Origin of the sequence: Flavobacterium branchiophilum FL-15 (assembly GCF_000253275.1) — a bacterium.
Lineage (GTDB): Bacteria > Bacteroidota > Bacteroidia > Flavobacteriales > Flavobacteriaceae > Flavobacterium > Flavobacterium branchiophilum.
The window spans coordinates 1660594-1680711 of record NC_016001.1 but is presented as its reverse complement, the minus strand read 5'-3'; the positions used below and the strand labels follow the sequence as shown (position 1 = coordinate 1680711).

The 20118-nt window shown below is 31.6% G+C and carries 16 protein-coding genes; 5 read left to right on the top strand and 11 right to left on the bottom strand.

Going from position 1 to position 20118, the window contains the following annotated elements:
* Positions 1 to 216: 216 nt before the first annotated feature.
* Positions 217 to 2343, bottom strand: a complete 2127-nt coding sequence (locus FBFL15_RS07255) for a bi-domain-containing oxidoreductase (RefSeq protein WP_014083968.1) — start codon at positions 2341 to 2343, stop codon at positions 217 to 219.
* Between the two features lie 15 nt (positions 2344 to 2358).
* Positions 2359 to 4254, bottom strand: coding sequence for an asparagine synthase (glutamine-hydrolyzing) (asnB, locus tag FBFL15_RS07250; protein ID WP_014083967.1), 1896 nt, complete (start codon positions 4252 to 4254; stop codon positions 2359 to 2361).
* Positions 4255 to 4654: 400 nt separating this feature from the next.
* On the opposite strand from asnB, the gene FBFL15_RS07245 reads away from it, so the two are divergent.
* The 4 genes from FBFL15_RS07245 to FBFL15_RS07230 all read left to right on the top strand — a co-directional run bounded on the left by FBFL15_RS07245 (position 4655) and on the right by FBFL15_RS07230 (position 9384).
* Positions 4655 to 6844, top strand: coding sequence for a glutamine synthetase III family protein (locus FBFL15_RS07245; protein ID WP_014083966.1), 2190 nt, complete (start codon positions 4655 to 4657; stop codon positions 6842 to 6844).
* Positions 6845 to 7108: 264 nt separating this feature from the next.
* The gene (locus tag FBFL15_RS07240; RefSeq protein ID WP_014083965.1) at positions 7109 to 8461 is read left to right on the top strand and encodes a DNA recombination protein RmuC; all 1353 of its coding nucleotides are present in this window, start codon (positions 7109 to 7111) and stop codon (positions 8459 to 8461) included.
* Positions 8462 to 8471: 10 nt separating this feature from the next.
* The gene (locus tag FBFL15_RS07235; protein WP_014083964.1) at positions 8472 to 8837 is read left to right on the top strand and encodes a hypothetical protein; all 366 of its coding nucleotides are present in this window, start codon (positions 8472 to 8474) and stop codon (positions 8835 to 8837) included.
* 1 nt (position 8838) lies between these two features.
* On the top strand, positions 8839 to 9384 hold the full coding sequence (locus FBFL15_RS07230; RefSeq protein ID WP_044032207.1) for an acyl-CoA thioesterase: 546 nt from the start codon (positions 8839 to 8841) through the stop codon (positions 9382 to 9384).
* Here FBFL15_RS07230 and FBFL15_RS07225 read toward each other — a convergent pair.
* Together FBFL15_RS07225 and pafA are read right to left on the bottom strand one after the other, a co-directional pair.
* Positions 9379 to 10329, bottom strand: a complete 951-nt coding sequence (locus FBFL15_RS07225) for an ion channel (RefSeq protein WP_014083963.1) — start codon at positions 10327 to 10329, stop codon at positions 9379 to 9381. The genes FBFL15_RS07230 and FBFL15_RS07225 overlap by 6 nt on opposite strands.
* Position 10330: 1 nt before the next feature.
* Positions 10331 to 11944 carry an alkaline phosphatase PafA gene (gene pafA, locus FBFL15_RS07220; protein ID WP_014083962.1) on the bottom strand — a complete coding sequence of 538 codons (1614 nt, stop codon included), beginning with the start codon at positions 11942 to 11944 and terminating at the stop codon, positions 10331 to 10333.
* Positions 11945 to 12220: 276 nt separating this feature from the next.
* Here pafA and FBFL15_RS07215 point away from each other — a divergent pair, with 276 nt between their 5' ends.
* Complete coding sequence (locus FBFL15_RS07215) at positions 12221 to 12997, top strand: hypothetical protein (RefSeq protein ID WP_014083961.1); 777 nt, start codon at positions 12221 to 12223, stop codon at positions 12995 to 12997.
* A 37-nt stretch (positions 12998 to 13034) separates the two neighbouring features.
* Here FBFL15_RS07215 and FBFL15_RS07210 read toward each other — a convergent pair whose 3' ends face one another.
* The 7 genes from FBFL15_RS07210 to FBFL15_RS07180 all read right to left on the bottom strand — a co-directional run bounded on the left by FBFL15_RS07210 (position 13035) and on the right by FBFL15_RS07180 (position 20023).
* A complete protein-coding gene (locus FBFL15_RS07210; protein ID WP_014083960.1) occupies positions 13035 to 13451 on the bottom strand; it encodes a hypothetical protein in 417 nt (138 codons plus the stop codon).
* A gap of 11 nt (positions 13452 to 13462) precedes the next feature.
* On the bottom strand, positions 13463 to 14407 hold the full coding sequence (locus FBFL15_RS07205) for an NAD(P)H-dependent flavin oxidoreductase (RefSeq protein WP_014083959.1): 945 nt from the start codon (positions 14405 to 14407) through the stop codon (positions 13463 to 13465).
* Between the two features lie 16 nt (positions 14408 to 14423).
* Entirely contained in the window at positions 14424 to 15026 is a 603-nt protein-coding gene (locus FBFL15_RS07200) for a GNAT family N-acetyltransferase (protein WP_014083958.1), read from the bottom strand.
* A complete protein-coding gene (locus FBFL15_RS07195; RefSeq protein ID WP_014083957.1) occupies positions 15026 to 15382 on the bottom strand; it encodes a hypothetical protein in 357 nt (118 codons plus the stop codon). The genes FBFL15_RS07200 and FBFL15_RS07195 overlap by 1 nt, the downstream gene beginning before the upstream one ends.
* A gap of 18 nt (positions 15383 to 15400) precedes the next feature.
* Positions 15401 to 16579, bottom strand: a complete 1179-nt coding sequence (locus tag FBFL15_RS07190) for an AIR synthase related protein (RefSeq protein ID WP_014083956.1) — start codon at positions 16577 to 16579, stop codon at positions 15401 to 15403.
* A gap of 227 nt (positions 16580 to 16806) precedes the next feature.
* Positions 16807 to 18723: a 1,4-alpha-glucan branching protein GlgB gene (gene glgB / locus FBFL15_RS07185; protein WP_014083955.1), complete on the bottom strand. Its 1917-nt coding sequence runs from the start codon at positions 18721 to 18723 to the stop codon at positions 16807 to 16809.
* 19 nt (positions 18724 to 18742) lie between these two features.
* Positions 18743 to 20023: a glucose-1-phosphate adenylyltransferase gene (locus FBFL15_RS07180; protein ID WP_014083954.1), complete on the bottom strand. Its 1281-nt coding sequence runs from the start codon at positions 20021 to 20023 to the stop codon at positions 18743 to 18745.
* Positions 20024 to 20118: the final 95 nt, after the last annotated feature.

Below are 20118 nucleotides of genomic sequence, written 5' to 3'. Positions count from 1 at the left end.
TAACTAATAAAATAATGTTTTTTTTCAAATATTTTTCCTCTTTCAAAATAACTTCCGTTTCAAAACCAGCAATTGGGCGTTACCCACAAGGGGTCGGGCTTTTCGTTTCAATCTTTTTTGTTTTTAAAGAAAAAACAAAAAAGGATTTCCACTGCAATCCCTAACGCAAATTAAAAAAACAACACTTGAACTACCATTAGCTTTTGACAAAAAACATTACTTAACTGCTATCCAACTGCCTGATTTTAAACTTTCTATAGCCGCAAAACTGGCTTTTGTAGTGTTCAATATCTCATCAAATGGAATTATGGGACTTCCGCCATGTTGCACTTGATGGATTAAGGCCTCAAACTGGGCTTTATGTCCTTTATCCAATTTGGTCGAAAAAGATTGTAACCCTTTAAAGCCATACACTTCTGTTTTTCGAAAATTATCTATAATTGCAGTACGTTCTTGAGAATATATTTCTATTCTTTCTTTTGAATAGGCTTTTGATCCATTGGCAAAATAATTGATAACCCCCGTAGATCCGTTTTCGTATTTCAATAATATAGAGGCATTATCGGTGTTTTCTGCAGGATTAACTCCCATCGCATTCATACAAACGGCTTTGATTTTGCTACCCGTAAAGTATGTAATCAAATCCATAAAATGGCAGGCTTCGCCAATAATTCGCCCCCCTCCTACTAGCATATCATGCACCCAAACATTGGCTGGAATGGCACCCGCATTCATAGTTGCTATGATATTCATTGGTGCTGTTCCCAACACTTTTTTTATCTTGGTGGCATGTGGCGAAAACCGTCTATTAAAACCTACAGTTATCGTATTTTGAAAGTTTGATTGCTCATATAGATTCCATAAAGCATCTAATTGTTGGGCATCTATTGCCAATGGTTTTTCTACAAAAACGTTTTTTTGATGTTGCAAACAAGCCATAACCAATTGGGCGTGATTGTTATGACGTGTTGTAATCATTACCAAATCGACCAAATCATCTTGCAAAATATCGTTGTAATTTGTAGTTGAATACTCAAAACCATATTTTTGTGCCAGCGAAGTTCCAGAAACCCCACCAGCACTAGCAATGTATTTGAGGGTAGCTGGTGTTTTTTTCAAAATGGGCATCATCGTCATTTTTGTAAAATTTCCAGCTCCAATTACTCCAATATTTCCTTTACTTTGCTTAAAATTAACCGAATTAACTTTAACAAAATTAGATGGTGTGTCAGTATTATTATCGTTATATTTCAAAATAGAAGCTATCGACTTGCTTTGACCAATCGCTCCATATATTTGTTGGTAATTGTCTAAAGGGACAATTTCGGTAATCATTTCGGCAACCTTTAGTTTGCCCGAAGCAATCGTTTGCAAAATAGCATCAAAATTGCGTTTTTCTGTCCAACGAACAAATGCCAAAGGATAATCCTGACCACGTTGTTCATAGTTTTCGTCATATCGACCAGGACCATACGAACAAGAAACTTGAAAAGTAAGCTCTTTCTCATAAAATTCTGCCCTACTAATATCCAAACCGATAACGCCCACCAAAACAATTTTGCCTCTTTTTCTCGACATTTGAGCTGCTTGACTAATAATGTCGTTATTTTTTGCAGATGCCGTAATAATCACGCCGTCTGAGCCAATATTATTAGTTTGAGATTGTACGAACTTTACTATATCGCCATCGGTTCGAGGGTTAAAAGGAATAACACCCCATTGTTTGGAAAGATTCAGTTTGTCTTGATCTAAATCAACTCCTATTACCTTACAACCGTTTGCAATCAAAAGTTGTGCCGTTAGAAGCCCAATGAGTCCCATTCCAATCACCACCACTGTTTCGCCCAAAGTAGGATTGAGCAACCTAATGCCTTGTAAACCAATAGATCCTATAACAGTAAAAGTAGCTTCGTCGTCTGAAACATTTGCCGGAATTGGGGCTACTAAGTTACTTGGAATACACACATATTCGGCATGGGCACCATTTGAGGCTACCCTATCCCCTATGTTAAATTCAGACACTCCCTCCCCTACTGCTATTACTTTACCTACATTACAATATCCTAATGGCAATGGTTGCCCTAGCTTATTAAAAACAGCCTCTAAAGTGGGCATAAGCCCTTCTGTTTTAATTTTGTCCAATACTTGTTTTACCTTGTCGGGCTGCTGACGGGCTTTTGAAATAAGGTTTGATTTTCCAAATTCAACCAACATTCTTTCAGTACCTAACGACACCAAACTTCGTGTTGTTTTGATTAAAACATGCCCTTTTTTTACCTGAGGTGCAGGAATGGTTTCTAAAATAGTTTCGCCCGTTTTGAACGATTGTATGATTTGAAGCATTTTAAATGTATTTTTTTAGTTATCAGCAAATTGTCTCATCCAACTTTCTATTGAAAGCAAGCACCAAACAGTGTACGACGCATCAATTTTTCCAGATTTATTATCCTCAATAAGTTCTTGTATTTTATCATAATCAAAAATACCCCGCTTTTCAACGTTGCTTTTTGATAAATATGCTTGAATCGTTTGGTCCATATCCTGAGTAATCCACTGTCTTACTGGAGCTCCAAAACCCGATTTTGGTCGATAAATAACCTCGTGTGGCAGGTATTTTTCCATAACTTTTTTCAAAATATATTTGGTTGTCATTCCTTTCAATTTTAAATTTGTAGGAATTTGAGTGCTAAATTCAACCAATTCTTTATCTAAAAATGGGACACGAACTTCCACTCCAGTTGCCATACTCATTTTGTCGGTATAATTCAAATTATGATCTACCAAGAAAAATTTCATTTCTAAATACAGCATTTTATTTAAAATATCTTTTTCAATTTCAATATTTTTTAAATAATTTTTCAATATTTGAAGTGGTTGATAATTTTTAGCTTCTAATTGGTATTTTTTTGCAAATAATGTATCTATAATATCTTTGTTTAACCAAGAAAAATAGCCCACTAAACGGTCTTGTTGCGACAAATGAATATTGGCTGTTAGTTTTCTAGTACGTCTAAAAAGGGGTTTGTTTGCTGGGAGTTTGTTAATAATTTTTTGCACCAATTTTCTAAAAAATAATGGACAGTAAACCAAATATTTTTCAATTCGTAAGGCTTGATGGCGTCGATAACCAGAAAATAAATCGTCTCCAGCAGTACCACCCAACAATACTATTTGTCCGTCTTTTCTGGCTTGAGTACAAATTTGCAACACACTCAAAGGAGCAGGATCGGCCTGTGGCTCATCTAAATGATAAATCATTTGATCAAAATCTTTCACAATATCAACTGTCGATTCAACTTCTATCAAATGGACGTCGAGGTGTTTAGCTACTTTTCGAGCGTAGTCTAAGTCATTTGCAAAACCTTCTTCCATGTCTTGACCATCATTGGTTTTGATGGTATAACAATTAAAAGCACGGTTTGGATACAATTTTTTGGCAATAGCCACAATTCCGCTTGAATCTAGCCCGCCCGAAAGGAAAAAACCAACAGGAACATCTGCCAACATTTGTCTTTCAATAGCTTTTGTAAGTCTTTGCTCCAATTCGTCGATAAGTTCTTGTTCGGTTTTCAAACTTCTTACATTATCAAATGGAATATCATAATATTTTTGAATTTTAAAACGAGCATATTCATCCCATTTGAAAGTCATATAATGTCCAGGCAAGAGTTTTAAAACATGCTTAAAAGGGGTTTGTTCTGCAGGTGAGTATAAAAAAGTAAGATAGTTTTCTAACGATGGAATACTAATTTCTTTGTTAAATTGTAAAGGTAATAATGATTTTATTTCAGAACTAAACCAAAATAAATGTTCATCTGCATAATAATATAAAGGTTTTACACCAAATTGATCTCGGGCAATAAAAACTTCTTTTGTTTGTTTATTGAAAATAGCAAAAGCAAAAATACCATTTAATTGATTTAAAATATCCTTACCATATTCTATAAAACCATAAAGTAAAGTTTCAGTATCTGAATGAGATTTAAAACAATACTTATTTTCTAATGATTTTCTAACTTCTAAGTGATTATAAATTTCACCATTAAAAATGAGTACAAAATTACCACAATGACTTATCATGGGTTGATGTCCATTTTCGGACAAATCTTGAATTGCCAAACGTCTTTGACCAAAACCCAGCTGATCATGATAAAAAAAACCAAAATCATCAGGACCCCTGTGAGCTATTGATTGAGTTGCTTTTTCTAATAAGGGGGCAACATTATTAGAAATAATCCCTACGATTCCACACATATAATATATCCAATTTGAAATGCAAAAATAATCAAAAAAAGCATGTAAAAATAACCAGAATGAAGTTTGACAAATAAAAAATAGAAAATGTTAATATATTATTGAAAAACAAAATTAAAAAAGGAACACTAAAAACAATTAAATATTGCGAAAAAAGCAAATAAATCGATAAAAAGACTTAAAAAAAATATCTAATAAAGAAATTATGATAAAAAAAATATAAGATTTTAAAAAAAATCAAAAAAAAATAAGAAGTTCAAATTATAAGTAAAAAAATTTAAGAATTTGACAATTTTAACGCTCTACCCTATTTTTTTTAGAGGTATGGTGCATTGTATATCAAATATTTAATATATTTGCAGCAAATTCATAGGGGTTTAATCTAATTAAATAATAATTTATGTCAACATTTCGTTTCCAAGCTTTAAAAGAAGCATCAAACAGAAAACCAGTAAAATTTGAAGAAATCGACAGAAAATCAAACATTTTTGGGTCGAATGTATTTAATGACAAAGCAATGAGGCAATTTTTAACCTCTGATGCTTATAAAGGAGTAAAAGGTGCCATTCAGCACGGGACAAAAATAGATAGAAAATTAGCAGATTATATTGCTATGGGTATGAAAGAATGGGCCTTATCAAAAGGAGTTACCCACTATACCCACTGGTTTCAGCCTTTGACAGGTACTACCGCAGAGAAACATGATGCTTTTTTTGAAACATCTTATGATGGTAGCGATCCAGTAGAAAAATTTGGAGGAGCTCAATTGGTACAACAAGAGCCAGATGCTTCTAGTTTTCCAAACGGAGGAATTCGTAATACATTTGAGGCAAGAGGTTATACCGCTTGGGATCCAACCTCTCCAGCATTTATATTTGGAACAACACTTTGTATTCCAACAGTATTTATTTCATATACAGGAGAAGCTTTGGACAATAAAATTCCATTGTTAAGAGCATTATCAGTAATGGACGAAGCAGCAACAGAAGTTTGTAAATATTTTGATAAAAATGTTAAAAAAGTAACTGCCACTTTAGGTTGGGAACAAGAATATTTCTTGGTGGACAAATCTTTAGCCAATTCACGTCCTGATTTGATGATGACAGGTAGAACCTTATTAGGACATACCTCTGCAAAAGGACAACAATTAGACGATCATTATTTTGGGTCTATTCCTACAAGAGCTTTGACTTATATGCGTGATTTGGAGCAAGAGTGTATGTTATTGGGTATTCCTGTAAAAACACGTCATAACGAGGTGGCTCCAAACCAATTTGAGTTGGCACCCATTTTTGAAGAAACCAACCTAGCAGTAGATCATAACTGTTTGTTGATGGATGTGATGCAAAAAGTAGCCGAAAGACACGATTTTAAAGTATTATTACACGAAAAACCTTTCAAAGGTGTTAATGGATCTGGAAAACACAACAACTGGTCGTTGGCTACTGATACTGGAGTAAACCTGTTGAGTCCAAGTAAAACTCCAATGAGTAACTTACAGTTTTTGACTTTCTTTATCAATACAATCAAAGCCGTAAACGATAATGAAGCTTTATTAAGAGCCTCTATTGCAACTGCTAGTAACGACCACCGTTTAGGAGCCAACGAAGCACCACCTGCTATCATTTCGGTATTTATTGGAGAGCAATTAACAAAAGTATTGGCAGAATTAGAAGGTGTTACATCAGGAAAATTATCTCCTGAAGAAAAAACTGATTTAAAATTAAATGTTGTTGGTAAAATTCCAGATGTATTATTAGACAATACCGACAGAAATAGAACTTCGCCATTTGCATTTACTGGAAATAAATTTGAATTTAGAGCCGTTGGGTCTTCTGCAAACTGTGCTAATGCCATGACAACTTTAAATGCAATTGTTGCCAAACAATTAAGAGATTTTAAACTTGAAGTTGATGCTTTAATTGAAGAAAAAGGCATGAAAAAAGATGACGCTATTTTCAATACGTTAAGAGAATACATCAAAGTTTCTAAGAAAATTCTTTTTGAAGGCGATGGATATAGCGATGCTTGGGAACAAGAAGCAGCAAAAAGAGGTTTGAGCAACTTTAAAACTACACCAGAAGCTTTGAAAGCTAGAGCATCTAAACAAGCTTTGGATTTGTTTGCTACATTAGGCATCATGAATCATGTAGAAGTGGAAGCCCGTTACGAAATTGAATTGGAAGAATATACTAAAAAAATCCAAATTGAAGGACGTGTTCTTGGCGATATAGCAAGAAACCACGTAATACCAACTGCTATCAAATATCAAAATACTTTGATTGATAACGTAAAAGGTTTGAAAGATATTTTTGGCAAAGAATTTGAAACTATTGCAAAAGAACAAATTTTAATTATCAAAGAAATTTCTGAACACATTGAAGGTATTAATTCAAAAGTTGAAGAAATGATTGATGCTAGAAAAGAGGCAAACATTTTGACAGATGCCCAAGAAATGGCTGAATCTTATTGTAATAAAGTAAAACCATATTTTGAAATAATCAGAGAACACTGCGATAAATTAGAACTTTTAGTTGATAACGAAAGTTGGACTTTGACTAAATACAGAGAGTTATTATTTACAAAATAATAAAACTGATCTTTTCAAAAAAGCCTCAAAATAATATTTTGAGGCTTTTTTTATTCTGAATTAAAACCTATTTTTGCATTTTAATTGGCCTGATTCAATTCCTATTTTGATTATTTATTGATGATGCTATTGATTCTAAAAATTTATAGTTACTAATATTTATCAAATTTGAATAAAAAAAAGCAGAATTATAACTTAATTTTTAAAAATAATACATAAAATATTTAAATTAATATATATTTAATTACATTAATTATTTAATAAATGGAACAAACAATTTTTATAGTTATCGGTTTTGTCCTTTTTATATTAGGTTTGTTTTTAGGTAAATTTATTTTTACCAATAGATATACTTTTGAAAACCAACATCTTTTATCAAAAATAGAAGAATTGAAAGAATTTAATGTAGCTCAAAAAAGTGCGTTTGATGATGAAAAAAAACAATGGAATTTCCAAATTGAAAAAGCACTTGCTGAAAAAGAAAATATAAGACAGGAAAAAGAAGCTATTCAAACAGAATTGACGGTAAAAGAAATAGATTTTGATTATTTGCTAGAAAGACATCAAGAGCAAAAACAAGAAATTAATGCCATGCAAGAAAAATTTGTGGTACAATTTGAAAATTTAGCCAATAAAATTTTAGAAGAAAAATCGAATAAATTTACAGAGTTTAACAAAATAAATATAGCAAACATCTTGTTTCCATTACAAGAAAAAATATTGCTTTTTGAAAAAAAAATTCAAGACACCCATCAACAAAGTATTGATTATCATGCAACTTTGCGTGAGCAAATCAACCAATTGCATGCTACACACGAAAAAATGAGTTTGGAAACAGTCAATTTGACTAAGGCCTTAAAAGGTGATAGCAAAATACAGGGGAATTGGGGGGAATTGGTATTAGAACGGGTATTAGAAAAATCAGGATTACAAAAAGATAGTGAATATTATATTCAACAATGTCATACAAACAGCAATGGCAAAAAAGTTTTTCCAGACGTAGTGGTTTGCCTGCCCGACCGCAAAAAAATGATTATAGATTCTAAAGTTTCATTAACTGCTTATGAAAAATACGTCAATGAAGAAGATAAATCGCTGAAAAACAATTATTTAAAAGAACATTTATCATCAATAAAAAAACACATTGAACAATTAGGAACAAAAAATTATCAAGAATTATATCAAATAGAAAGTCCCGATTTTGTTTTACTTTTTATACCTTTGGAGCCAGCATTTGCATTAGCCCTACAAGAAGATGCCCATTTGTATAACAAAGCATTTGAGCAAAACATTGTTATCGTTACCCCATCAACATTGTTGGCCACATTGCGAACTATTGATAGCCTTTGGGCCAATCAAAAACAACAAAAATATGCACTAGAAATAGCCCGCCAAGCTGGAAATTTATATGACAAATTTGAAGGGTTTGTTGCTGATTTATTAAAACTAGGCAAAAAAATAGACGAAAGCAAAGCTGATTATGAGGCCGCAATGAATAAACTGGTCTCGGGAAATGGCAATTTAGTATATAGTGTAGAAAAATTAAAAACATTAGGAGCAAAAGCCAAAAAATCTATGTCAGAAAATCTAATTCAAGAATCAAATATAAACAATTAAATTAATCAATATGAGAAAAATTTTAGGAATATCAACAATTATTGCCCTGTTATTAGTAGCAGGTTATTTTTCAATATTTTATTATGCTTCATATAGCGAAGGAGTACGATCGGGCGAATTGATAAAATTTAGCCACAAAGGGATGGTTTTCAAAACTTGGGAGGGAGAAATTAGTCAAGGTATTTCAGGGGCACAAATTTTTGCATTTTCTGTTTTAGACAATAAACCTGAAGTAATTGACAGTTTAAAAAGTTATGAAGGACAATATGTAAAAGTAACTTATGTAGAAAAATACAAAACTTTTCCTTGGTGGGGAGATAGTAAATATTTTATAACTGAAGTAAAAAAAGACGTTTCTCCTTTCAAAATGAAGTAAAATGACCGAAATATTTAAAAAAGTAAGCGATTCTAAAGTAACAATATCCGAATTGATGTTGCCCTCGCATACCAATTTTTCAGGCAAAATACATGGAGGATATATCCTGTCGCTTTTAGACCAAATTGCTTTTGCCTCGGCATCAAAATTTTCTGGACATTATTGTGTTACGGCATCCGTGGATACCGTAGATTTTTTAAACCCGATAGAGGTTGGCGAATTGGTTACAATGAAAGCCAGTGTCAATTATGTGGGAAAAAGCTCGATGATAGTTGGGATTCGTGTAGAGTCAGAAAACATTCAAACTGGCAAAGTCAAACATTGTAATTCCTCTTATTTTACAATGGTTGCCAAAAATAAAAATGGCACTAGTGAAAAAGTGCCAGGGCTTATTTTGAGTAATGAAAATGATATAAGACGTTTTTTTAATTGTTTAAAAATGATTGCTCTAAAAAAAGAAAAATCATTACACGAGGAAAAAGAACACTATAAAAGTGAAAATCAAGTAGAAATATTAAAAAATTATAACGTAAAACTTAACTTATAATTTAGTAATTTGGTTTAATTTATCTATTTCTAAAATTATACCTTTAGGTGTATTATAATACATCTTTTCAAATTTAGCATCGTAAATAATTTCTTCAAAAATATATGAAGTTTTTATAGAAACGGTATTACTATACATATCGTCAAAAGCTTTGAAATATACAATGATTTCGCCTTTTGTTTGTGCAAAATCTTCTTGACTAAAACCATAAAATGGACTTTGTTCCGTAATTTCGTGAACCAAAGTCCAGTTTAAATTTAAGGATGCTATTTGATTCATTTCCAAATCTAATGTAAAAAATTTATTAACTCTGGTATTATTTTCTTCAATAATAATACCAGCCGTAATTTGTACTTCGGCATCTATCAAACTAATATTTTTAAATGGTACTAGCCTAACCATCAAGGCTTTACCAGATTTATAAGGTGCAATAATGGCATGCTGAGAAAACAATATGAAAGCCTTTGGTTTACTAAATCGGCCATAAAATAAACCCGTTGCTAATGCAAATGATAATAAACCAATCAGGGCTTCTAGTGCAGCCAACATACTGGTTAAAAAACCTGTAGGGCTAATGTGTCCATAGCCCACTGTTGTAAAAGTTTGAGCACTAAAAAAATAAGCTTGGGCCAATTGTTCCAATTGGCTTGAGGTTTTGTTGATACCATTTAAATGTTCAATTCCTATAAAATAATATAAACTTGCAAAAATAGTATTTATCAATATAAACCCCATTAATAATGCAAAAATGAAGTTCCTTTTTGAAACTGTAAGCATTAAATGGTACCAACTGATTGAATCTAAAAAGGAAATTCCTGATTTGATAACATTTGCATTGCCATTTTTATTAATAAAACGATTTTCAAATTCAGAAGCTTGGTTTCCAAATCCTGTGTTGGCTTTTGATTTGATGTCCCGTATATTTTTTTTTCTGATTAACGACATTTTATTTATTTAAAACCTCTAATAACACCTGAGCCTCCGTTCCATTTGGGAAAGAAATTCCAATTTTTTGGGCAATTGTAGGTGCAATTTGTGTAATTATTTTTCTATCAGAAGTAGCTCCTTTGGGTATGTTCCAACCATAAAAAATCAATGGAACATGTGTATCATAAGCATAAGGAGTGCCATGAGAGGTGCCTTTTTCGTGGTATTCTATATATCCAGGTTTGTCTAATACTACTAAATCCCCATTTTGAGTAGGGTCAAATCCTTTGAAAATAAAATTCAAATAATAATCAGCTTGATTTGGATTTAGAATTTCCTCTTCTGTATATACTCGTTTAACTTGCTCTTGAGTCATCAAATAATTTTTAAAATTTTGTTTGACAATTGTTACATCTAAACCTTTTTGCTTGATTACTTCTTTGTCCAAAAACAAATTAAAATTAGAATAATTTTGCACCAAATCAACGCCAAAAGTAGCTAACGAAAACTGCTTCAAGTCTTCAACTATTTTTTTAGGTTTGACATTTTTAACTTGATATTGATGGTCTTTCAAAAAGTTTGCATTTTCAGCCCCTGCATGGTCAGCTGTAACAAATAATAAATAGTCATTTTTACCTATAAATTTATCTAAATAATTAAGTAAGTCTGCAATGTTTTGATCCATTCTCATATACGTGTCTTGTAATTCCATTGCTCTTGGCCCATAAGCATGCCCCACATAATCTGTAGAAGAAAAACTTATTGCGATAAAATCTGTAATATTATCCTTACCTAGTTGTTCTTTTTCAATAGCTCTCATAGCAAACGAAGTCAATAAATCATTACCATAAGGAGTTGAACGAATAACACCCGCATCATTTTTACCATACATAGCTTTCAAATCATAAGGAAAAACAGGTAATTCCTTTTTATAAAGCCCTTCTTCATAAGGATTATCGTCTGCTAAACTTTCTGTATAATTTTGTATAGGCTTTAATAAATCCCAGCCTTTTTCAATATAAGGTAAGTAATTTTTTTCAGAATTAAATGTAGTTACCCATTCTGGTAATTTATCGCCATAATAGGTACTCGATATAAAAGAACCCGTATTACTATACCAGTAAGCCCCATTTGCAAAATGACCCGCTGGCAAAATGGCACCTCTATCTTTTATACTTACACCAATTACTTTTCCTTCAAAATTAGTTGCTAATTTAAGTTCATCTGTAATCGTTGTTGCTAAAAGATTTCTTGGCGACATGGCTCCTTCTTTGTCTTTTCCGTCACCAACAAGTTTTACATTATCATCATCAGTACAATACATTTGCTTGCCTTTTGTTCTATTAAACCATTCATTACCTACAATACCATGAACGGAAGGTGTTGTACCCGTATAGATAGAAGCATGTCCGGGAGCAGTATAAGTTGGCATATAATTGTAATGTACATTTTGAAATTGATAGCCTTCTCGTTGCAAACGCTTAAAACCCTCTTCAGAAAAATCATTTGAAAACCTAGTTAAATATTCAGGTTTCATCTGATCTATAACTACACCAACAACTAATTTTGGCCGATTTTGTGCAGTCAATTGCATGGCTATTCCTATACTCAATAATCCAATGATTTTTTTCATACTTTTATGTCGATTTAATATAAAATTGAATTTTATTTTAAAAATTTATACTTATTTAATAAATAATGATTATACATTCCTATTAAATCCAAAATTTTCATTTACATATATTTGTCAAATAATTACATTTACTGTAAGATATTTACTGTAAAATTTTGTCTTTTCAAATATCTAGCAATTAATATTTGGCAAATTTATTCATTTTAAAATAATTATTACCATCTATATGATGTTTAATATTAAAATTATGTTAATTTTGAATAAAAATTTTAAGTTATGACCATGTATGATAACCAAAATACGTTTGAAAAATCTTTTGATAAGGACTATTTGACCGAAGATTTGATTCAAGCAAAATGGGCTGAATTTATTGAATTAAAAAAAATAATTACTAAACTTTATATTCAAAAAGGAAGTCCCATCACTATTTTAGATTTAGGTATTGGCAATGCCAGAATTCCAAAACATTTATCTGGAATTGATGAAATTTGGAGTAAAATTGCCCAATATGATGGTACCGACAATGCCATGGCTTGTGTAGAACTTTCAAATAAAGTTTTGGAAGCACTACAAATTCATGACAAAGCAAAGGCATATTGGTTTGATGCCAAAAATTTAAGCCAATGGCATGGAAAATATGATTTAATCATTACAACTTGGTTTACAGCTGGAAATTTTTATCCAGAAAATTTTTCTTTTGAAGATTATTCTACCCATGAAGCTGTATTAGATTTGAGTATGAATCCAACTTTTGATACAATTTTTAAAGCAGCTTATCAAATATTGCAACCCAATGGAGCAATTGTGTTGGGAGCATGTTATAAAGACAATCAAAACACAAGATTAAAACAGGAAAAAGCATATTTAAAAATGGGAATGCATGTTATTACAACACATAAAGATTCATTTACTGCAACAAAAGAAGGCTTTTGGTCGCAAAGATTTACAACTGAAAGAATTTACAATTATTTTAATTATGTAAATAAAAATAAAATTACATTTACTGACTTAGACACTTACGAATATGCTATGCAAGTAATTATTTCAAAATAAAATACTTGATAAATAGTTTTAATGATAAAATAAATTTTTATGGTATAGCTACCATATTATAATTCAACATACTTTCGTTATAAGTTATGTACAATTGTTTTCGATTGTATTGGTCTTTTCGAGTAATGATGGAAACGATACATTGCTCTCCATCTTGATTTGTACACACAAACGAAGCATTTTCTTCAAATTTATTACTTTTAACCTCTAAATATTCTACAATTTCATACAATTGAATGATAGAAGAATACACAACAATTCTATTTTTATTCAAATCTAATTTTACAATTAATGCCGCATCAACCGCTTTTGACCATTTTTCCCATAAACCATCTTTCTTTTTTTCGGCTACCGAAACATTAGTTGTTTTATAAGTATAAACTTGTGCATTTGATTTTTGAAAAAAAGCAAACATAAATATTAGTATTATACTTAATTTTAAATTAATTTTCATAAAATTTAAATTTAAAAATTTAATTGTGTTAAATTAGATTTTGCAATTTTAAATTCATTTATCATATTTTCAATAATAATTGCAACAGGCAAAACATCATCTATCAAACCTGAAATTTGGCCAATTTCAAGTTCGCCTTCAATTAAATCTCCTTCAAACATTCCTTTTTTTGCACGTCTTTTACCCAACAATTTTTCTAAATCTTCTTTAGTATGTGGTTGTGCATATACATTTTGTAAATCGTTAAAAAATTTATTTTTAACCAACCTCACGGGGGCTAACTCCTTAAGAGTCAATAATGTATCTCCTTCGTTTGCCTCTACAACCACTTGTTTGAAAGCATCGTGAGCCGAACTTTCAATCGAAGCTATAAAACGGGTTCCCATTTGAACACCATCGGCACCCAAAACCATGGCTGCCAACATGCCTTTACCGGTAGCTATACCGCCCGCAGCTATTAATGGAATTTGCAAAACTTTTTTCACCATTGGTATCAATGTAAATGTAGTAGTTTCCTCCCTTCCATTGTGGCCGCCAGCCTCAAAACCTTCAGCCACCACAGCATCTACACCTGCTTCTTGTGCCTTTAAAGCAAATTTGGTGCTACTTACAACATGAACAACAGTTATACCTTTTTCTTTCAAAAAAGAGGTCCACGTTTTAGGATTCCCAGCTGAAGTAAAAACAATTTTTACTCCTTCTTCCACAATAATATTCATAATCTCCTCAATATTTGGATACAGCATGGGTACATTGACTCCAAAGGGTTTGCTTGTGTTTTTCTTACATTTTTGAATATGGCTTCTCAAAACATCAGGATACATACTGCCAGCTCCAATAAGCCCCAAACCTCCCGCTTCACTAACAGCACTGGCAAGTTTATAACCGCTATTCCAAATCATTCCTCCTTGAATAATAGGATATTCTATACCAAACAATTTTGAGATGCTATTCATTTTGATTTAAACTATTTCAATTAATTTTTAATTTAAGTTTTTGCTTAACTTCACCAAGCCATTCTGATTTTAAAATACTCAAAATGATACTGTCTCTTCTTCCGCCTTCGAGTGTTGGAGTATGACTTCGAAACAAGCCTTCTACTACACAGCCAATGCTTTTCATGGCTGCAATACTTTTAGCATTTCTATTGTCGGCTCTAAATTCTACTCTCTCTACATGCAAATGTTCAAAGGCATATTCTAATAATAAATATTTACAATTTTTATTTAATCCCGTACCTTGAAATGCTTTTCCGTACCACGTATAGCCTAATTGCAAGGTTTTAAAAGGCAAATTGATGTCATAAAATCGGGTGCATCCTGCATATTTTTGTTGTTTTTTGTCAAAAACAATAAATGGATATTCTGTATTATTTTCTTTTGCAGCTAATGCCAATGTGATGTAACGTTCTAAATTGCTTTTTCCAGCTGCAGTAACCCATCCAAACTGCCAAATTTCTGGTTCATTTATTGAAAATTCCAATAAATGTCCAACATCTGAAATTTCTAATGGTCTTAATAAAACAAATTCATTTTCAAGTACAATATAATCTTCCAAAATATTTAATTTAATCATTATTCATTCCACTCATCGTATCGAATCGGTATTTGAGGGTCATACAATACTACATGATATTCTTCTAATATAGCAACCAATTTATCCATTATTTTGCCTTCAGTACCATAACAATCAATAAACACAGCTTGCAAAGTTGTTTTTATTTGAAATGCTCCATTACCTTTTGGGTTTTTCCAGCTATCATCATCAATTTTTTCCCAATCCTTAAAAATATTATTAATTCTATTAAGAATAATATCTATCTGTAAGTTTTCTAACCCATCAACTGCATTTCCTTCTGCCAATGATTCATACACCAATTGATGATTTAAGTAAATTCCTTCCTGATATTGCCAAAAAACCAACTCGTACATAATGATTAAATTTCAAAATTAATATTCAAACACCCCATATTCACTACTAATTGTAAGTTTTGTACCTGAATATTCAGAAACCTTACCAACAATTTGAGCATCAACTCCAAAAGATTTTGATATAGCAATAATATCGTTTGCCAAATGCTCTGGCACATACAATTCCATTCTATGGCCGCAATTGAAAACTTGATACATCTCCTTCCAATCTGTTTTAGATTGTTCTTGTATTAATTTGAAAAGTGGAGGTACAGGAAATAAATTGTCTTTTATAATATGCAGATTTTCAATGAAATGCAAAATTTTAGTTTGAGCTCCACCACTACAATGTACCATTCCATGAATGTCGTTTGGGGTATATTTTTCTAAGATTTTTTTAATAATTGGGGCATAAGTTCTTGTTGGTGATAAAACCAATTGCCCCGCATTAATAGGCGAATTTTCAATTGAATCCGTCAATGAAATTTGTCCTGAATACACTAATTCATCAGGAACAAGAGCATCAAAACTTTCAGGATACTTTGTAGCCAAATATTTAGAAAAAACATCATGTCGAGCAGATGTCAATCCATTACTACCCATTCCTCCATTGTAATTTTTTTCGTAATTTGCTTGTCCAAATGAGGCCAAACCTACAATCACATCTCCTGATTTAATATTCTTATTATCAATCACTTGGCTTCTTTTCATGCGTGCTACTACAGTAGAATCAACAATAATAGTACGTACTAAATCTCCTACATCTGCAGTTTCACCACCTGTAGAATGAATAGTTACTCCATGAGTATTTAACTCTGCTATCAACGCTTCGGTTCCATTGATTATAGCTGAAATAACTTCGGCAGGAATCAGGTTTTTATTTCTACCAATAGTAGAGGACAACATGATATTGTCTGTTGCTCCAACGCAAATCAAATCATCAATATTCATTATCAAAGCATCTTGAGCAATACCTTTCCATACAGCAATATCTCCAGTTTCTTTCCAATACAAATAGGCCAAAGCAGATTTTGTTCCGGCTCCATCAGCATGCATTACCAAACAATATTCTGAATCATTTGTTAAATAATCTGGAACTATTTTACAAAAAGCTTTAGGAAATAATCCTTTATCTATATTTTTTATGGCATTATGTACATCTTCTTTTGATGCCGAAACGCCTCTTTGATTGTATCTTTTTGAGGTATCTGTACTCATGTTGTAATTTTGTTTTCGATGCAAATATAATGTTTTTTTCAAAATTATAGTTACATAAATGGATCTGTAATAAAAATCTAGTTTTGAAATCCTGAAAATTGAATTAATTTGGAAATTATCACTTACAAATACTAAAATACATACTGAAAATATGTTAATTACATAATAATAAAACTATATAAATAAAAATTATCTGACAAAATTGAAAGATATTATTTATATACTATTTATACTTCATTTTGTATTTTACAAACAACAATACCAAGTGGTGGCAAAGTAAGAGCCGCTGAAAATGGTTTACCATCACGACTGGTATTAACTATTTGAATAGGATCAAAATTTACAACACCACTTCCACCATATTGTAAGTTATCACTGTTCATGATTTCTATTAATTTTCCATTTTGCGGAATGCCTATTACATAATTTTCTCTAACAACGGGTGTAAAATTACAAATTACTATCAAATCATTACGAATATCTTTTCCTTTTCTTATAAATGAAAATACAGCATTTTGATGATCACTATAATTGATCCATTCAAAACCTGCGGGGTCAAATTGATTTTCATATAGTGCTGGTTGCGATTTATAACATTGGTTCAAATCGGTTATCCATTGTTTGATGCCATTATGCGACCTAAATTGGAGCAAATGCCAATCAAGACTTTGATCGAATTGCCATTCAGAACTTTGTCCAAATTCAGACCCCATAAACAATAACTTGGCTCCTGGATGTGCATACATATAGCCATACAAAAGTCGTAAATTTGCAAACTTTTGCCATTCATCTCCTACCATTTTTTCAAAAATAGATTGTTTACCATATACTACTTCATCATGAGACAACGGCAACATAAAATTTTCTGTAAAACAATAAGTCATAGAAAAACTGAGTTCATCCTGATGGTATTTACGATAAATACTATCTCTCTGAAAATATTGTAAAGTATCGTGCATCCAGCCCATCATCCATTTCATTCCAAATCCCAATCCACCTACAAATGTTGGTTTTGAAACCATGGGAAACGAAGTGCTTTCCTCTGCAATAGTTTGAGTATCAGGAAAATTGAGATATACAGCTTCATTAAATTCTTTTAAAAAACTAATAGTATCTAAGTTTTCCCTTCCTCCATAAATATTAGGTTCCCATTCTCCATCTTTTCTGGAATAATCCAAATACAACATAGAGGCTACCGCATCTACTCTAAGCCCGTCTGCATGATAATGCTGCAACCAAAATAAAGCATTACTGATTAAAAATGCTCTTACTTCATTGCGTCCATAATTAAAAACTAAACTTTTCCAATCAGGATGGTATCCTTTTCGCCTATCTGGATGTTCATACAAGTTGGACCCATCAAAATAGCCCAAACCATGGGCATCATCTGGAAAATGAGAAGGAACCCAATCTAAAATTACACCAATACCCGCTTGATGTAGTTGATCTACAAGAAACATGAATTCCTGTGGGTTTCCAAATCGCGATGTGGGTGCAAAATAGCCAACTAATTGATACCCCCACGATGGATCATAAGGATATTCCATAATTGGCATAAATTCTACGTGAGTAAATCCTGTTTCTTTTACATAATTTACCAATTCTACGGCTAATTCTGTATAACTTAAAAAACTATTGTCGTGTGTGTGCCTTCTCCACGAACCCAAATGTACTTCATATACTGCAAATGGTTTGTCTAAAGCGTTATGTTCTTTTCTGTTTTGAATCCAATTCGTGTCTTTCCAATTATAATTTAAATCCCAAACTACTGAAGCAGTTTTAGGAGGATGTTCACAATAAAACCCAAAAGGATCTGCTTTTTCTGTAACAACATTATTTATATCAGATAAAATACTGTACTTGTATAATGCTCCTTTATTTATACCAGGAATAAATCCTTCCCATATACCTGATTCGTCCCATCGGACGTTTAAAGGATGTTCTTGGTTGTTCCAATAATTAAAATCGCCTACTACATGTACTGCTTTTGCCGATGGTGCCCAAACCGAAAAATATACACCTTGTATTCCATCAATTGTAATCAGATGGGCACCCAATTTTTCGTAAAGCTTAAAATGTTTTCCTGCTTTGAATAAAGAAATATCGAAATCCGAAAATAAAGAATGAGCTAAAACTTTATTCATAATTATAATTTTTTTTAGTTTATTTTATTTCAAAATTATTAGGAATGTTTGCTCCTTTTTTTACAACTACAATACCATCTTTTATAGAATATAAATCGGTATTGACATTTTCTAAATGTTGTCCTCCACTAATATATACATTGTTGCCAATTCTACAATCTTTATCAACTATTGTATTATTTATAAAACAATTTTCACCTATTCCAATTAATAATTTACTTTCACTTAATTCATGATTCATATCATCTATATTTTGATAAAAATCATTACCCATTATATAACTATTCTGTATAACAGTGCCCTCCCCTATTCTGGAACGAATCCCTATTACAGAATGAGAAATTTCTTTTGCGTTTAAAATACAACCTTCAGAAATTAATGATTTATTAATTAAAGTGTTTTTAAATTTTGAAGGCGGTAACAAACGTGGTCTTGTATATATTTTATTATGATTGTCAAATAAGTTAAACTGTGGTATGTCGTCTGTCAAGCCTATATTGGCTTCAAAAAAGGAGTCAATATTTCCAATATCAGTCCAATAGCCTTCATATTGATAACTTAAAATTTTCTTTTGACCAACTGCCTGAGGGATAATTTCTTTACCAAAATCCTTAGTATCTGGATTTGCCATCAAATCTTTAAGCAATTGACGATTAAAGATGTAAATTCCCATAGATGCTAAATAATGTTTGCCCTGACTCTTCATATCTTCACTTACATCAGATGTCCAATCTTTTAGCAATTCTTTGGCGGGTTTTTCAATAAAACTTTCAATTAACGAATCGGAATTTGTTTTTAATATTCCAAATTCAGGAGCATCCTTTTCATTAACAGGCAACGTTGCAATCGAAATATCGGCTTCATTTTTGATGTGTTCCTCTAGCATTTCATTAAAATCCATTTGATACAATTGATCGCCCGAAAGAATTAAAGCATAATCAAAATCATGATTTAAAAAGTGTGGCATACATTGTCTTACCGCATCAGCTGTACCTTGAAACCATGTTGGGTTATCAGGCGTTTGTTCTGCTGCTAATATATCTACAAAAGACTGACTAAATATACTAAAATTATAAGTATTTTTTATATGTGCGTTTAATGATGCTGAATTAAATTGTGTTAAAACAAACATTTTATATATATCTGAATTCATACAATTTGATATAGGAATATCTACCAATCGGTATTTTCCTCCAATAGGTACTGCCGGTTTTGATCTTGATTCTGTCAGTGGATATAACCTAGATCCTTGCCCTCCTCCTAAAATAATGGCAATTACATTTTTCTTTTTTGGTTTCATGTGCGTAAAATTTTATATTTAGTTGTAAATTCTTTGTTGGATATTGTATTATTTTTTTATAAAAATTTAATTAAAAAATAATTATATGTCTTTTC

Coding starts and splice junctions, on each gene's coding strand:
- FBFL15_RS07255 (WP_014083968.1), bottom strand. CDS start 2,343: ATGCTTCAAATCATACAATCGTTCAAAACGGGCGAAACTATTTTAGAA.
- asnB (WP_014083967.1), bottom strand. CDS start 4,254: ATGTGTGGAATCGTAGGGATTATTTCTAATAATGTTGCCCCCTTATTA.
- FBFL15_RS07245 (WP_014083966.1), top strand. CDS start 4,655: ATGTCAACATTTCGTTTCCAAGCTTTAAAAGAAGCATCAAACAGAAAA.
- FBFL15_RS07240 (WP_014083965.1), top strand. CDS start 7,109: ATGGAACAAACAATTTTTATAGTTATCGGTTTTGTCCTTTTTATATTA.
- FBFL15_RS07235 (WP_014083964.1), top strand. CDS start 8,472: ATGAGAAAAATTTTAGGAATATCAACAATTATTGCCCTGTTATTAGTA.
- FBFL15_RS07230 (WP_044032207.1), top strand. CDS start 8,839: ATGACCGAAATATTTAAAAAAGTAAGCGATTCTAAAGTAACAATATCC.
- FBFL15_RS07225 (WP_014083963.1), bottom strand. CDS start 10,329: ATGTCGTTAATCAGAAAAAAAAATATACGGGACATCAAATCAAAAGCC.
- pafA (WP_014083962.1), bottom strand. CDS start 11,944: ATGAAAAAAATCATTGGATTATTGAGTATAGGAATAGCCATGCAATTG.
- FBFL15_RS07215 (WP_014083961.1), top strand. CDS start 12,221: ATGACCATGTATGATAACCAAAATACGTTTGAAAAATCTTTTGATAAG.
- FBFL15_RS07210 (WP_014083960.1), bottom strand. CDS start 13,451: ATGAAAATTAATTTAAAATTAAGTATAATACTAATATTTATGTTTGCT.
- FBFL15_RS07205 (WP_014083959.1), bottom strand. CDS start 14,407: ATGAATAGCATCTCAAAATTGTTTGGTATAGAATATCCTATTATTCAA.
- FBFL15_RS07200 (WP_014083958.1), bottom strand. CDS start 15,026: ATGATTAAATTAAATATTTTGGAAGATTATATTGTACTTGAAAATGAA.
- FBFL15_RS07195 (WP_014083957.1), bottom strand. CDS start 15,382: ATGTACGAGTTGGTTTTTTGGCAATATCAGGAAGGAATTTACTTAAAT.
- FBFL15_RS07190 (WP_014083956.1), bottom strand. CDS start 16,579: ATGAGTACAGATACCTCAAAAAGATACAATCAAAGAGGCGTTTCGGCA.
- glgB (WP_014083955.1), bottom strand. CDS start 18,723: ATGAATAAAGTTTTAGCTCATTCTTTATTTTCGGATTTCGATATTTCT.
- FBFL15_RS07180 (WP_014083954.1), bottom strand. CDS start 20,023: ATGAAACCAAAAAAGAAAAATGTAATTGCCATTATTTTAGGAGGAGGG.